This is a genomic window from Streptomyces sp. AMJ-169 (genome assembly GCF_055597585.1).
In genome coordinates, this window is sequence record NZ_JBVLTJ010000011.1 from 255,334 (window position 1) to 269,921 (window position 14,588).

Consider the following 14,588-nt stretch of genomic DNA (forward strand, 5'->3'; position numbering starts at 1 on the left):
CTCTCCTCCTCCGACTGCGCCGCGCACCATCACCGTGTGTGGAGCCGCGTCCCGAAACACTACGGCCTCGGGACGTCAAACCGCACCGTCCGTCTGCTAGTTGAGCAGGCTCCCTTGGAGCTCCGCGCGAAGGTCGGGGGTCAGGACCGTGCCGGCGCGGTCGACCAGGAGCGCCATTTCGTACCCGATGAGACCGATGTCCGCCTCGGGGTGGGCCAGGACCGCCAGCGAGGAGCCGTCGGACACGGACATGATGAAGAGGAATCCCCGCTCCATCTCCACGACCGTCTGGTTCACGGCGCCGCCCTCGAAGATGCGGGAGGCGCCGGCCGTCAGGGAGGTCAGACCGGAGGCGACGGCCGCGAGCTGGTCGGCGCGGTCGCGGGGGAAGCCTTCGGACATCGCCAGAAGGAGTCCGTCGGCGGAGACCACCACCGTGTGGGACACCCCCGGGGTGTTGTCCACGAAGTTGGTGATCAACCAGTTCAGGTTCTGTGCCGCCTGGCTCATCGGGCTCACACTAACGCTCCTGGTTGTAGGTGCTGTCAGGGCCGAAGCCCTGGCCGTTCGTTTCCTGCCCTGCGTTGTCGCGTCCGCGCTGGACACCACGGCGCAGGTTGCTCAGCCTGCCCCGGACGTCTTCCGGGGCGCGGGAGATCTGGGGACCTCCCTGGGGGGTGGTTTCCGCCGCGCCCTCGACCAGGTTGGCCTTGGGCACCCGCCGCGGCAGGCCGGAGGAGGTGACCCCGCCCGCCTTGGGCTTGCGCAGCTGCGACGCCTGCTGCCAGCGCTCGTCGTTCGCCGACCGCCAGGCGTCCGTCGCGCCGCCCGGCTCGGGAGCCGGAGCCTGCGGTTCCTGGACCGCGGGCCGCCCGTTGCCCGCGGGGGCGCCGCCCCCGCGGCGAGGCAGTCCGGCGTCGGTCATCTCGTGGACGGCGGAGGGGGCCGGTCCAGGACGCTCGAAGCCTACGCTGCCGCGCTCGGCCGCGTCAGCGACCTGCGAGGACTCCGCCTCGGGAGCGTACTGGTCCGGGTAGCCGTTGCGGTAGTCGGGCTGCTGCGGCCAGTCGTCCTGGTAGCGCCGCTCGTCGTACGCCTGGTACTCGCCGGTCGTCGCGGCGGGCTGGTCGCCCTGCTTCTGGTCCGGGTACGCGGCCGGGTCGGGGTAGCCGCCGTTGCCCGCGAAGGGGTCGGCGGCGCCGGTGAAGGACTCCGCGAACGGGTCCGCCGGAGCTGTCCGAAAAGCGTCGTACTGGTCGTACGCCGGCTGCGCCTGGGTGTCGTACGGAGTCTGGCCCGTCGTCTCGTACGGGGACGTGGGGGCGGGCTGCTCCACGAAGGGCGTGGTGGCCTCGTAGGGGGCCTGCGGGGATTGTGTGAAGCCCTCGCCGTACAGCGGGGTCTCCTGGGTGCCCTGCGGCTCCAGCTGGGCGCGCAGGCCCTCGCGCTGGCGGGAGCGGTCGGCCCGGTCCAGGTCGCGCAGGTCGTCCGGGACCTCGTAGCGGCTGTCGTCGAAACCGAGTTCGGCGGCCGTGCGCATCGGCTCGCGGCCGAAGTCCTGGGCCAGCTGCGGCTGCGGGGGCTGCTGCTCGGGGATGATCTGCGAGACGGTGAACTCGTCGCGCTCCGGCTGCTGTTCGCCACCGCCGCCGTGCGTGATCGCGTCCGGCAGCATGACCAGGGACGTCGTACCGGCCTGCTCGCCCGAGGGGCGCAGCTGGACGCGGATGCCGTGCCGGTCGGAGAGCCGGCCGACCACGAACAGCCCCATGCGCTGGGAGATCGCGGCGTCCACGGTCGGCGGGTTGGCCAGCTTGTGGTTGATGTCCGCGAAGTCCTCGGCGGTCAGGCCGATGCCCTTGTCGTGGATCTCGATCATCACGCGGCCGTCCGGCAGCCGGGTCGCGGTGACGCGGACCTTGGTCTGCGGGGAGGAGAACGTCGTCGCGTTCTCCAGCAGCTCGGCCAGCAGGTGGACGAGGTCGGTGACCGCGCGGCCGTGGATCTCGGCCTCGGGGACGCCGGACAGCTCGATGCGCTCGTACTGCTCCACCTCGGAGGAAGCGGCGCGCAGCACGTCGACCAGCGGGACCGGCTGGTCCCAGCGGCGGCCCGGCTCCTCGCCGGCGAGGACCAGCAGGTTCTCGCCGTTGCGGCGCATACGGGTCGCGAGGTGGTCCAGCCGGAAGAGGTTCTCCAGCTGGTCGGGGTCGGCCTCGTTGTTCTCCAGGTCGGTGATGAGGGTCAGCTGGCCCTCGATCAGCGACTGGTTGCGACGCGACAGGTTGGTGAAGATCGCGTTGATGTTGCCCCGCAGCAGCGCCTGCTCGGCGGCGAGCCGCACGGCCTCGCGGTGCACCTGGTCGAAGGCGCGCGCGACCTCGCCGATCTCGTCCGTCGTGGTGATGGGGATCGGCGCGACCCGGGTGTCGACCCGGCCGGGGTCGGTCCGCGAGAGCTGGTCGACCAGCATCGGCAGCCGCTGCTCGGCGATCCCGAACGCGGCGTTGCGCAGCTGCCGCATGGACCGCGACATCTGCCGCGCGACCGTACCGGCCAGGATGAACGCGAGAAGCAGGGCGACGACGACGGCGGCGCCGGTGATGTACGCGGACTGCTGGGCGTCGCTGGCGATGGTGGACGCCTCGTTCACCGCGGTGTCGCTCAGCTCCGACTCGATCTTGCGGTACGAGTCGAACTTCAGCGTCGTCAGGGCCCACCAGTTCTCGGCGGTCACCCCCTGCTCGGCCAGCGCGGCCCGCTCGCTCGCGTCCGTCGACTGGATCGAGGCGATCGCGGTCAGGAACTTCGTCGGGTCCGACGGCGGCTCGACGTAGTCCGCGTTCTTCGCCTTCGCCTCCTTGACCTGCGCGGCGGCGTCGGCCGTGATCTGCTTCTGGGCCGCCGCCAGCTTCGCGATGTCCTGCTCGGTACCACCGCTCTGGTACTCCTGGATCGCGATGTTCTCCAGGTAGGCGTACGAGGTGAGGGCGACCCGCTGCTGGGAGAGGCTGGTCTGGCTGGTGCCCGGCTTGATCAGCAGGTGCATGCCGATGGAGCGCTCCAGCGACAGCGCGCCCTGCGCGAGTGCGAGCGCGTAGACCGTACGGCCGTAGGAGGTGATGTTGCCGGTGCCCAGGCCCAGCTCGTTGGAGAACTCGAGCAGCTTGTGCTCGATGCCGACGTAGCCCTCCTCGGTCTGCACGCCGGTCATCTTCGAGGTGTACGCGCTCGCCCGCAGCGTCTGGATCTGCGGTTCCAGCTCACGGAAACCGGCCAGCCGGCGGACCAGGTTGGGCCGGTTCGGCATGTTCTGCGCGGCGGCGTCGAAGGCGTCGGACGCCTTGTCGGTGGCCTTGCGGGCGGCGACGACGGTCGGGTCGGTCGCGCCCTTGCCCTGGAGCAGGGGAGCGGCCGTGACATCGCGCTCGACGAGGAGGTTGTTGCTGTAGGTGAGGGCGGCGCGGACCAGCTTCGCGGTGTTCTCCGCGTCCTGCGCCTCCTGCCAGGTGTCGATCGAGCCCTTCACCTGGAAGCCGCCCATGACCAGGCCGACCAGCACGGGTATGAGCAGGATCGCGTTCAGCCGGGTCGGCACCCGCCAGTTGCGCGGCGAGAATCGGCCACCGCTCTGCTGCGGGGCGGTCACGGGCTCCGCGGGGCCCGGCGCAGGGGCGGTCGCCGCTCCGCGCGGCGGCGGGGTGAAGTTGCCCCGGGCCGCGGGCTCGGGACTTTTCTTGCTTCGCCTCACTCGACCAACAACCTCTCGGCGGTCGGCACCTCGTCCGTGCCGCAGTGTCTCAGAGCCCGGTCAGTCATGGACCATGTCCTGGGTAGGTACGTCATTGACTATTGGGCAGTTCAGGCATTCCAGCATGACGACCAGCGCTCTTCCAAACAGTGAGAAGGGCCGATTACATCTGATGTAAACGCCGGATAAAACGGTCATACAGAGCGAGCCCCGCCAAAAGACGGGGCTCCTGTGTGCGCAGTGAGACCGGGCGACCGCGATGGGTGGCCGTACCACCGGATTCCTCTGCCGAAACGTTATGAACGAGGGAGCCGGCCGTGTCAAAGCCCACAGCCGACTCCTGGGCAGCATACGGCAACTGCCGTACAAGAGGGGCGGATTGAGAATTTTCGGAGCTACCGCAGCCGCGCCATCAGCGCGTGCTCGACCAGCGTGATCAGCGTCGTCTTGGCGTCCGACCGGTGCCGCGCGTCCGTCGTCACGATCGGGGTGTCGGGCCCGATCTGCAACGCCTCGCGCACCTCCTCCGGCTGGTACGGCTGGCTGCCGTCGAACCCGTTCAGCGCGATGACGAACGGCAGCCCGCTGTTCTCGAAGTAGTCCACCGCCGGGAAGCAGTCCGCGAGCCGGCGGGTGTCGACGAGGACGACGGCGCCGATCGCGCCGCGCACCAGGTCGTCCCACATGAACCAGAACCGGTCCTGCCCCGGCGTACCGAACAGGTACAGGATCAGGTCCTGGTCGAGCGTGATCCGGCCGAAGTCCATGGCGACGGTCGTCGTCGTCTTGTCCCCGGTGTGGGTCAGGTCGTCGATACCCGCCGAGGCGGACGTCATGACGGCCTCCGTACGCAGCGGATTGATCTCGGAGACCGCTCCCACGAACGTGGTCTTGCCGACGCCGAAGCCGCCCGCCACCACGATCTTGGCGGAGGTGGTGGCCCGGCCTCCGTCAGAGCTTGCGAAGTCCACTGAGCACCCTTTCGAGCAGCGTCACATCCGGAGCGCCGCCGTTGTTCTCGTCGCCGCCCGGCTGGTGGATGGCCACCAGTCCGGCCTCGGCGAGGTCCGCGACCAGAATTCTGGCCACCCCCAGCGGCATGGCGAGCAGCGCCGAGACCTCCGCCACCGACTTGACCTCGCGGCACAGGTGGCAGATGCGCTGGTGCTCCGGGAGCAGCCCCATGAGCGCCGCCGGATCGGCCGTCGTACTGATCAGCGCCTCGATGGCGAGCTGATAGCGCGGCCGGGTCCGGCCACCGGTCATCGCGTAGGGGCGTACCAGCGGCTGGTCGCCCTCGTCCCCGTACGGCTCGGCGTACGGATCATGATGGGCGGTGGGCGGGGTCATGGATCCTCCGGGCGGGACAGCAAGTCTCGGTCGGTCGTGCCGTCTGGCGGTGGCCGGTGGGGGGTTTGTGTCGGCCGGACGGTGATTCGGTGAGGTGGGTGGCGGCGGGCGGGTTCAGTGCAGCAGACTGCCTTGCAGTTCGGCACGGAGGTCGGGGGTGAGCACGGCGCCCGCCCGGTCGACCAGCAGTGCCATCTCGTAGCCGACCAGGCCGATGTCGCACTCGGGGTGCGCGAGCACGGCCAGCGACGAGCCGTCCGAGACGGACATGAGGAAAAGGAAGCCGCGCTCCATCTCCACCACCGTCTGCGCGACGCTGCCGCCCTCGAAGATCCGGGACGCGCCCGCCGTCAGCGAGGTCAACCCGGAGGCGACCGCGGCCAGTTGATCGGCGCGGTCACGCGGGAAGCCCTCGGACATCGCGAGCAGGAGACCGTCCGCGGAGACCACCACCGTGTGCGAGACACCCGGGGTGTTGTCCACGAAGTTGGTGATCAACCAGTTCAGGTTCTGTGCCGCCTGGCTCATCTGGCTCAACTAACGCTCCTGCTGGTGAGTGGGGCTCGGGAAACTGTCGGTCTGACCGTTCCCGGCCTGCCGGCCCTGTGCGATGCCCCGACGGAGGTTGGTCAGCCGCCCGCGCACGTCATCGGGTGCGCGCGAGACCTGCGGACCTGCCTGGTTGGCTTGCGCCTGCGCCGTGCCCGGGACGAGATTCGCCCGCGGCACCCGGCGCGGCAGACCTGAGGTGGTGACCCCGCCGGAAGCGGGCTGGCGCACCCGCTCGGCCTGCCGGACCAGCTCGTCGTTCGGCGAAGTACGCCACGACGAAGGGTTGTCGGCCCCGGCGGGAGCCGGAGCGGCGGGCCGCCGCGGAGCGGCCGGCGCCGGAGCGGCGGGAGCGGGAGCCGGCGCCTGCTGCTGCGGCGCGTCCTGCTGCCCCTGCTGCCCGTGGAACCAGTTCGTCTCCAGCGTGTCGTACAGCGGAGTACGACCGTCCCCGGGACCCGGCGCCGGCGGCAGCGCCCAGCTGTCGGCCTCGGGCCGCTGCGGCTGCTGGGGCTCCGGCCGCTGCGGGGGGTACCCGTTGGTACGGCCGTTCTGCGGGGCGTCGTAACCCTGCCCCGGGAACTGGCCGGTGCCGTAACTCTGCCCGGGCCGCTGGTTGTTGGGCGTCCCGAAGACGTCGGAGCGGACGAACTGCCCGTTGTCGTCACCGGAATTGGCGTCGACAGCGGGGAACTGGCTCGTGGACTGAAGGTCGTTGGGGGAGCCGATCGCCGGGAACTGGCTCGTCTCCTGGGCGGAGCGGCCGGTGCCCAGCGCCGGGAACTGCCCGGTGTCCTGCGGGCGTTCGGACTCGACGCGGGGTATCTCGGCGCGCGGGAGCTGCGAGGTACGGGCGACGTCCGGCTCGTCATGACCGCGCGGCGCGTCCAGCGGGGCACTGTCGTCGCCCCAACTCGGCACGCGCGGCTGCGAGTTGCCACCAAGGCCGCCGGGACCACCGGGACCGCCGGGCAGCTCCGCGCGCGGGCCGCCGCGCGCCGGAAGCTGGGGCTGCCGGCCGGACGGACCGCCGGAGTTCCCGCGCTGCGGGGGTACGGGCGGACGCGAGCCGCCGAAGAGATCCTGGCCGCCCTGACCACCCTGGCCCTGCGGAGGCGCGGTCTGGAGCCCCTGCGGGCCACCGAAACCGGCGTTCGCGGGCTGCTGCGGACGCCCGTTCTGCGGAGCGCGCTGCGGGGGACCGGCGGGGCGCCCGTTGCCGGGACCGCCGAAGCCGCTGCCCGGACCACCGGTGCTCTGGTTGCCGGTGCCGTTGCCGAAGCCGTTGCCCGGACCGCCCGTGCTCTGGTTGCCGTTGCCGAACCCGCTGCCCGGACCGCCCGTGCCCTGACCGCCGTTGCCGGGGCCCCCGTTGCCGAAGCCACCACCGGGACCGCCGCTGCCGGGACCACCGGCACCGCCGGGAGCACCGCCCCCGAAGCCGCCCTGGCCACCGCCCGAACCGTCCCGCGCGGGCAGCGCCGTACGCGGCCCCCCGCCGAGCGCGCCGCCACCGGGAGCGCTGCCGAACGCCGAACCCGGTCCGCCGCCGAAGGCGCCGCCGGAGCCCGCGCCCTGGCCGCCCTGCCGGCGTGCCGCCGCGGCACCGGCCGCGGCCTGCGCGGCGGCCGGACCGCCGGTCGGCAGCCCGCCCTGTCCGGCCGGCTTGGGCTGCGGCTTCTTGCCGCCCTGGGCGACGTCGACGGGCAGCATGACCAGCGCGGTCGTACCACCGGAGTCGGAGGGCCGCAGCTGGATGCGGATGCCGTGCCGCTGCGAGAGGCGGCCGACCACGAAGAGGCCCATGCGGCGGGAGACGGAGACGTCCACGGTCGGCGGCGAGGCGAGCCGCTCGTTGATCGCGGCGAGGTCCTCGGGGGAGAGGCCGATACCGGTGTCGTGGATCTCGATCAGCACCCGCCCGTCGGGCAGCGCGTGACCGGTCACCTTGACCTTGGTCTGCGGCGAGGAGAACGAGGTGGCGTTCTCGAGCAGCTCGGCGAGGAGGTGCACGAGGTCGTTGACGACCCGGCCGGCGACCTCGGTCGTCGGGACCGACGCCAGCTCGATGCGCTCGTACTGCTCCACCTCGGAGGCGGCGGCGCGCAGCACGTCGACCAGCGGGACCGGACGGGTCCAGCGCCGGCCCGGCTCCTCGCCCGCGAGGACGAGGAGGTTCTCGCCGTTGCGGCGCATACGGGTCGCGAGGTGGTCCAGCTTGAACAGCGAGGACAGCTGGTCGGGGTCGGCCTCGCGGGACTCCAGTTCGGAGATGAGCGACAGCTGACGCTGGATGAGGCCCTGGGAGCGGCGCGAGAGGTTGGTGAACATCGCGTTGACGTTGCCCCGCAGCAGGGCCTGCTCGGCGGCGAGCCGGACGGCCTCGCGGTGCACGTCGTCGAAGGCCGCGGCGACCTGGCCGATCTCGTCGCGGGAGTGCACACCGACCGACTCCACGGAGGTGTCCACGTCCTGCGGGTCGGACTCGGAGAGCTGCTTGACCAGCTCGGGCAGCCGGTCCTGGGCGACCTTGGTGGCCGTCTCCTGGAGCCGGCGCAGCGAGCGGATCATGGAGCGGGCCACGATGAACGCGCCGACCAGGGAGACCCCGAGGACCAGCAGGATCAGCGCACCGGAGATGATCGCGTCGCGCTCGGTGGAGTTGCGCAGCTCCCGGGCTTTTTGCTCCATGTCCTCAAGGAGCGTCGACTCGATGTTCTTCATCTGCTGGAGCTTGGTGCCCGAGGCGTCCAGCCAGTCCTGGTAGGACCGCTTGTCCTGCGAGGCCAGACCGGACGCGGAGGCGAAGGCGCGGCTGGCGTACTGGTCGGAGTCCTCGATCGTGGCGTTGCCCTGCTCGATCGGCTTCAGCAGCTCCTCGGCGCCCGAGTCGCCGTAGATGGAGCGGAAGATCGCGAGCTCGGACTCCTCGCTCTCGACCGCCATCTCACCGTAGTTGCGGTCGTTGTCGGAGAGGTTGCCGGTCGTGGTGTTGTTCGCCGGGAGCGCGGCCGTCAGCACGGCGCGCTGCATCGAGGAGTACTCCTTGGCGGCGGAGAAGGCCGCCAGGGCGCGGGTGCGCTGGATCATCTCCGGGTTGGAGGTGGCCTCGGCCATGTCCTGCGAGAGGTCGATGAGCCGGCTGATCAGACGGTGGTAACCCTCCACCGTCTGCATCGCGTTGTCCTTGGAGGCGTACGCGGTCGAGCGGAGCTTGGCCAGGTTGCCGAGGTCGCCGACCAGGCCGACGAGGTTGTCGCGGACGCCCTGGAGGTTGCCGTCCTTGCTGGAGGAGTCGATCTCCTCGGAGGCGTCGACGAAGGCGTTCAGCGAACGGTCGGTCGTCGTGCGCAGACCCTTGACGGTGACGTCGCCCGCGGTGCCGCCGTGCGCCAGGGGGCCGGCCGAGCGGTCGCGCTCGTTCTGCAACGCGATGGCCAGCTCGGTGGCCTGCTTGGTCATGTCGGTCAGCAGCCGCATGTTGTCGAGCTGCTGGATGTCCTCCATGGACTGGCCGATGCGCAGTCCGCCGAGGGTGGTGGCGGCGACCACGGGGAGGGTCAGCAGGGCCACCAGACGGGTGGAGATGCGCCAGTTGCGCAGCGCGACACGGTTACCGGGGTCGCCTGCGGCCTTCGGGGGCTTGACCGCGGGCGGCGGGGGCGCGGCGGCGGACGACTTGGCGCCGCCGGGACGGGCCTTGCCGTTGCCGTCACCGCTAGGCGTGGGGCCCGGGTTCTGGGCGTGCTGGGGGGAGGAGCTGACTGTGCCGCCAGTCCCGCCGCGCGGCTCCGGCTCCGCCGAAGCACTGCCGTCCCTCTTGAATCGTCCCTGCACTAGCGTCGCAACCTCTGGACCAGGCGCCCTTCCGAGTGAAAGGCGGTGTCGGCGTCAATGAGGGGCGTCCTGACTACGCCCCCCGGGTGGTCTGTGAGCAGACCTGGCGCTGGATCCCCCTTCCGGCCGCCACTCGGCGCTGCTGTGCGCCCCCTGCGCGCCGGCTCGATCCTGCGGCGGTCCGTGAGATTCCAGCACAGTGCCGGATCTCCAACAAGGTTTGGTGGCCGTGCTGTGACATCCGTGACAGGGCGTACCGGACGGGTCACCCGACGTAGAAAGTGATCCGCAATAAAGCGGTCATAAACCGGCGAACCCCCCTACCCCCAAGGGTGTCCCAGTCGCCATGATCAGCAGCGGAATGCACCCTTCGGTCAGTCAATGTCCGTTTGGTAGTGGTCATTTACGGGCCTGAATTGACCGGTTTGACGAAGGTCTCGTGAGCAAACTCACACGCGATCAAGGGGGGCTCCGCGAACTGCGCGGGAAGGGCCTGTTTAGCCTGACGCTTTACAGACCAGGCAGAACCGACACCCGGCCCTCACGACCCCCAGTGGAGACGACGACGATGTTCCACAAGATCGCCAACCCGCGCCGTACGACGCTGGTCCACCTCAAGGACGCCGGGGAACTGCACCCCCCGGTCCGCGAGCACTCCGTCGACCTCCCTACCCAGACGGCGAACCCGCGACGCACGATCCTGATGGAACTTCCCCAGCCGGCGCTCTCCGGCGCCGAGTGACCCCGAGCGTTAGCCTGGAGCGTCAGACTCCAGTCCAGCTCGTCTAAGGGGCGCGTCCAACCCGTGCGCATCGCCAGATTCTCCATCGACGGCAACGTCGCCTTCGGCGCGGTCGAGGGCGACCGTCCGGACCAGCTCGTCCTCGACATCATCAAGGGCATCCCCTTCGCCGAGTACGAACTCTCCGGAACCAAGGTCCCGTTGAGCAAGGTCCGGCTGCTGCCGCCCGTGCTCCCCAGCAAGGTCGTGGCCTTCGGCCGCAACTACGCGGAGCACGCGCGGGAGCTGGGCAACGAGGTCCCCGACGCCCCCTTCGCCTTCTTCAAGCCGTCCACCTCGGTGATCGGCTCCGGCGACGCCATCCAGTACCCGGCCTTCTCCTCGGAGCTGCACCACGAGGCCGAACTCGCCGTCGTCATCGGCCGGATGTGCCGCGAGGTGCCCCGCGAGCGGGTCAAGGACGTCATCTTCGGCTACACCTGCGCCAACGACGTCACCGCGCGCGACGTCCAAAAGCGCGAGAAGCAGTGGGCGCGGGCCAAGGGCTTCGACACCTCCTGCCCGCTCGGCCCCTGGGTGGAGACGGACCTGGACCCCTCCGACCTCACGGTCCAGCTCACCGTCAACGGCCAGCAGCGCCAACTGGGCCGCACCAGCGAGATGATCACGTCCATCGAGGACCTGATCGTCAACATCACCGAGGCCATGACGCTGCTCCCCGGCGACGTCATCCTCACGGGCACCCCGGCCGGGGTCGGCCCCCTGGCGGTCGGCGACGAGGTCGCCGTCACCATCGAAGGCATCGGCACTCTCACCAACAAGGTAGTCAAGCGTGACTAGCGCACCTTCCCCCAAGCTCTCGGCTCCGCTCGAGCAGGGGGGACCCCCACGCGTACGTTTCTGTCCCTCCCCGACCGGCAACCCGCATGTCGGCCTGGTCCGCACGGCCCTGTTCAACTGGGCCTACGCCCGGCACAACGGCGGCACCTTCGTCTTCCGCATCGAGGACACCGACGCCGCCCGCGACAGCGAGGAGTCCTACACCCAGCTCCTCGACTCGCTGCGCTGGCTGGGCTTCGACTGGGACGAGGGCCCCGAGGTCGGCGGCCCGCACACGCCGTACCGCCAGTCGCAGCGGATGGACATCTACGCGGACGTCGCGGCCAAGCTCCTCGAAGCCGGCCACGCCTACCCGTGCTACTGCACCACCGAGGAACTGGACACCCGCCGCGAGGCGGCCCGCGCCGCCGGCAAGCCCTCCGGCTACGACGGCCACTGCCGCGACCTCACGGCGGAGCGGAAGGCCGCGTACGAGACCGAGGGCCGCTCCCACATCGTCCGCTTCCGGATGCCGGACGAGGCGACGACCTTCACGGACCTGGTCCGCGGCGAGATCACCGTCCAGGCGGAGAACGTCACCGACTACGGCATCGTCCGCGCGAACGGCGCCCCGCTGTACACGCTGGTCAACCCGGTCGACGACGCGCTGATGGAGATCACGCACGTCCTGCGCGGCGAGGACCTGCTCTCCTCCACCCCGCGCCAGATCGCCCTGTACAAGGCGCTGATCGAGCTGGGCGTGGCCAAGGGCATCCCGCACTTCGGCCACCTCCCCTATGTCATGGGCGAGGGCAACAAGAAGCTGAGCAAGCGCGATCCGCAGGCCTCGCTCAACCTCTACCGCGAGCGCGGCTTCCTCCCCGAGGGCCTGCTCAACTACCTCTCCCTGCTGGGCTGGTCCTTCTCCGCCGACCAGGACGTCTTCACCATCCCGGAGATGGTCGAGAAGTTCGACCTCGCCGACGTCAACTCCAACCCGGCCCGCTTCGACCTCAAGAAGGCCGAGTCCATCAACGCGGACCACATCCGCATGCTGGACGTGAAGGCCTTCGCCGAGGCCTGCACCCCGTGGCTGCGCGCCCCGCACGCCCCGTGGGCCCCGGAGGACTTCGACGAGACGGCGTGGCAGGCGATCGCCCCCCACGCCCAGACCCGCCTGACGGTCCTCTCCGACATCACGGCCAACGTCGACTTCCTCTTCCTGAAGCAGCCGGTGCAGGACGAGGCGAGCTGGACGAAGGCGATGAAGGAGGGCTCCGACGCCCTGCTGCGGACGGCGAGGGAGAACCTGGAGAAGGCGGACTGGACGTCCCCGGACTCCCTGAAGGAAGCGGTCCTCGCGGCAGGCGAGACCCACGGCCTCAAACTGGGCAAGGCCCAGGCCCCGGTCCGCGTAGCGGTGACAGGCCGCACAGTCGGCCTCCCCCTCTTCGAGTCCCTGGAGATCCTGGGCAAGGAGAGGACGCTGGAGCGCATCGACGCGGCACTGGCGAAGCTGACGGCGTAAGCGGGCAGGGTACAGATGTAAGGGGCGACATCCATGGGGTGCCGCCCCTTACACATGCCCTCAGACGGCGTCGGCCTCGTCGATCAAGTAGGCGCTCTCCGCGAAGAGTTCCAGCGAAACGACGACCACAGCCGCACCCGCCACCACGTAGGTCAGCATCGCCCCCGGCGAGGAGTACGTCCTGCGCAGCCGCTCGCCGGGCCCGAGCGGCGCGGTCACTCCCGCGCGGAACGGATCGCGGGCCAGTCTCCGTACGGTCCTGTCCAGCTGTGCGCGGCGCTCCCCGGGCAAGGCGTCGTACGCGGCGCGGGTCCCAGTGGTGAACCGGACTCGGTGTTCGTTCATGCCGCCCAGCCTGCCCTTGACCCCCGGGTTACCGTCGGATCATGGACATACGCGCCGTGCTCTGGGACGTCGACGACACTCTCTTCGACTACACGACCGCCGACCGGGAGGGGATGCGGGCGCATCTGGTGGCGGAGGGGCTGATGGGGGAGTCCGGGAGTGCTGAGGGGGCGCTCGACCGGTGGCGGGAGGTGACCGAGCGGCAGTGGGCCCGGTTCTCCGCCGGGGAGGTCAGTTTTGAGGGGCAACGGCGGGACCGGGTGCGGGAGTTCCTGGGGGAGGGGATGAGCGACGCCGAGGCCGACGCCTGGTTCAGGCGTTACATCGGTCACCACGAGACCGTCTGGTCGCTCTTCCCCGACGTCCTGCCCGTCCTCGACGCCCTCGCGAACAGCCACCGGCACGCGGTCCTCTCCAACTCCAGCCTGACCGTCCAGGACCGCAAACTCCGCGTCCTCGGCGTCCACGACCGCTTCGAGACCATCCTCTGCGCCGTCGAACTCGGCGTCTCCAAACCGGAACCCGCCGCTTTCCGCACCGCCTGCGAAGCCCTCGACCTGCCCCCCGAGCAGGTCGCCTACGTCGGCGACCACCCCGAGATCGACGGCCGGGGCGCCGCCGAGGCGGGACTGCTGTCGGTGTGGATCGACCGGTACGACGCCGGCGCCGCGGCCGAGCCCCTTCCCGGCCGGCACCGCATCGCGAGCCTCGCCGAACTCCCCGCGCTCCTCGGCGCGGATACCCGTTTTGGAGCCCCGTCCACCTTCGGGTAATGTTCTTTCTGCGCCGCCGGGGAGCGGGCCGAGAGGCCGAAGGATCCGGGGGAGCAACGCTAGAACAAGATCCCCGCAGGGGCTTGCGTTCCAGTGGCCTATGGTGTAATTGGCAGCACGACTGATTCTGGTTCAGTTAGTCTTGGTTCGAGTCCAGGTAGGCCAGCTCGCAGAAGCTCCAATTCTGCACGTGGAGTTGATCCACAAAGCCCCCGTTGTGTAGCGGCCTAGCACGCCGCCCTCTCAAGGCGGTAGCGCCGGTTCGAATCCGGTCGGGGGTACTGACTGGTCTAAGCCATCATTGGTCTATGGTGTAATTGGCAGCACGACTGATTCTGGTTCAGTTAGTCTTGGTTCGAGTCCAGGTAGACCAGCTCGGATCTGCGGAAACGCAAGATCAAGGCCCCCGTTGTGTAGCGGCCTAGCACGCCGCCCTCTCAAGGCGGTAGCGCCGGTTCGAATCCGGTCGGGGGTACAGATCCTTCCCGCGAGGACGGTACGGGTAGCTCCCGCCGACCTTGATGCAGGATCGCTAGGGCCCCCGTTGTGTAGCGGCCTAGCACGCCGCCCTCTCAAGGCGGTAGCGCCGGTTCGAATCCGGTCGGGGGTACTGACTGGTCTAAGCCATCATTGGTCTATGGTGTAATTGGCAGCACGACTGATTCTGGTTCAGTTAGTCTTGGTTCGAGTCCAGGTAGACCAGCTCGGATCTGCGGAAACGCAAGATCCAGGCCCCCGTTGTGTAGCGGCCTAGCACGCCGCCCTCTCAAGGCGGTAGCGCCGGTTCGAATCCGGTCGGGGGTACAGAAACAAAGCCTCTCATTTCATGCGAAATGGGGGGCTTTTCTGTTGCTCAAGAGAAATCTGCCGCTCAGGAGAAATAGGCGGCTGCCG

11 protein-coding genes and 7 tRNA genes are annotated in these 14,588 nt (G+C 69.8%); 11 read left to right on the plus strand and 7 right to left on the minus strand.

Features of this window, described 5'->3' with window-relative positions; translation table 11 throughout:
• Window positions 1-96: 96 nt before the first annotated feature.
• The 6 genes from ACYUD3_RS26735 to ACYUD3_RS26760 all read right to left on the minus strand — a co-directional run bounded on the left by ACYUD3_RS26735 (window position 97) and on the right by ACYUD3_RS26760 (window position 9,487).
• Window positions 97-510, minus strand: coding sequence for a roadblock/LC7 domain-containing protein (locus tag ACYUD3_RS26735; RefSeq protein WP_003993185.1), 414 nt, complete (start codon window positions 508-510; stop codon window positions 97-99).
• A gap of 10 nt (window positions 511-520) precedes the next feature.
• Window positions 521-3,751 carry a nitrate- and nitrite sensing domain-containing protein gene (locus ACYUD3_RS26740; protein ID WP_470974754.1) on the minus strand — a complete coding sequence of 1,077 codons (3,231 nt, stop codon included), beginning with the start codon at window positions 3,749-3,751 and terminating at the stop codon, window positions 521-523.
• Between the two features lie 395 nt (window positions 3,752-4,146).
• On the minus strand, window positions 4,147-4,722 hold the full coding sequence (locus ACYUD3_RS26745) for a GTP-binding protein (RefSeq protein ID WP_470974757.1): 576 nt from the start codon (window positions 4,720-4,722) through the stop codon (window positions 4,147-4,149).
• Window positions 4,703-5,101, minus strand: coding sequence for a DUF742 domain-containing protein (locus ACYUD3_RS26750; RefSeq protein WP_009190816.1), 399 nt, complete (start codon window positions 5,099-5,101; stop codon window positions 4,703-4,705). Before ACYUD3_RS26750 ends, ACYUD3_RS26745 begins: the two co-directional genes overlap by 20 nt.
• Window positions 5,102-5,215: 114 nt before the next feature.
• Window positions 5,216-5,629 carry a roadblock/LC7 domain-containing protein gene (locus ACYUD3_RS26755; protein ID WP_003993189.1) on the minus strand — a complete coding sequence of 138 codons (414 nt, stop codon included), beginning with the start codon at window positions 5,627-5,629 and terminating at the stop codon, window positions 5,216-5,218.
• Between the two features lie 9 nt (window positions 5,630-5,638).
• Entirely contained in the window at window positions 5,639-9,487 is a 3,849-nt protein-coding gene (locus tag ACYUD3_RS26760) for a sensor histidine kinase (RefSeq protein ID WP_470974760.1), read from the minus strand.
• 553 nt (window positions 9,488-10,040) lie between these two features.
• Here ACYUD3_RS26760 and ACYUD3_RS26765 point away from each other — a divergent pair.
• The 3 genes from ACYUD3_RS26765 to gltX all read left to right on the plus strand — a co-directional run bounded on the left by ACYUD3_RS26765 (window position 10,041) and on the right by gltX (window position 12,576).
• Window positions 10,041-10,229: a hypothetical protein gene (locus tag ACYUD3_RS26765; RefSeq protein ID WP_470974763.1), complete on the plus strand. Its 189-nt coding sequence runs from the start codon at window positions 10,041-10,043 to the stop codon at window positions 10,227-10,229.
• A 63-nt stretch (window positions 10,230-10,292) separates the two neighbouring features.
• Entirely contained in the window at window positions 10,293-11,069 is a 777-nt protein-coding gene (locus ACYUD3_RS26770) for a fumarylacetoacetate hydrolase family protein (protein ID WP_470974766.1), read from the plus strand.
• Window positions 11,062-12,576: a glutamate--tRNA ligase gene (gene gltX / locus ACYUD3_RS26775; RefSeq protein ID WP_470974768.1), complete on the plus strand. Its 1,515-nt coding sequence runs from the start codon at window positions 11,062-11,064 to the stop codon at window positions 12,574-12,576. Before ACYUD3_RS26770 ends, gltX begins: the two co-directional genes overlap by 8 nt.
• A gap of 60 nt (window positions 12,577-12,636) precedes the next feature.
• Here the strand turns inward: gltX and ACYUD3_RS26780 are convergent, their stop codons facing one another.
• Window positions 12,637-12,921 (minus strand): hypothetical protein, encoded by a 285-nt coding sequence (locus ACYUD3_RS26780; protein WP_470974771.1) that lies wholly within the window; start codon window positions 12,919-12,921, stop codon window positions 12,637-12,639.
• A gap of 41 nt (window positions 12,922-12,962) precedes the next feature.
• Here ACYUD3_RS26780 and ACYUD3_RS26785 point away from each other — a divergent pair, with 41 nt between their 5' ends.
• From ACYUD3_RS26785 to ACYUD3_RS26820, 8 genes are all read left to right on the plus strand, one after another.
• The gene (locus ACYUD3_RS26785; protein ID WP_470974774.1) at window positions 12,963-13,694 is read left to right on the plus strand and encodes an HAD family hydrolase; all 732 of its coding nucleotides are present in this window, start codon (window positions 12,963-12,965) and stop codon (window positions 13,692-13,694) included.
• A gap of 94 nt (window positions 13,695-13,788) precedes the next feature.
• Window positions 13,789-13,860 (plus strand) — tRNA-Gln (locus ACYUD3_RS26790).
• A 42-nt stretch (window positions 13,861-13,902) separates the two neighbouring features.
• A tRNA-Glu gene (locus ACYUD3_RS26795) sits at window positions 13,903-13,975 on the plus strand.
• Between the two features lie 21 nt (window positions 13,976-13,996).
• Window positions 13,997-14,068, plus strand: a tRNA-Gln gene (locus ACYUD3_RS26800).
• Window positions 14,069-14,096: 28 nt separating this feature from the next.
• A tRNA-Glu gene (locus ACYUD3_RS26805) sits at window positions 14,097-14,169 on the plus strand.
• A gap of 62 nt (window positions 14,170-14,231) precedes the next feature.
• Window positions 14,232-14,304: transfer RNA gene (locus ACYUD3_RS26810), tRNA-Glu, on the plus strand.
• Between the two features lie 21 nt (window positions 14,305-14,325).
• Window positions 14,326-14,397 (plus strand) — tRNA-Gln (locus ACYUD3_RS26815).
• 28 nt (window positions 14,398-14,425) lie between these two features.
• A tRNA-Glu gene (locus ACYUD3_RS26820) sits at window positions 14,426-14,498 on the plus strand.
• The last annotated feature ends 90 nt before the right edge of the window (window positions 14,499-14,588 follow it).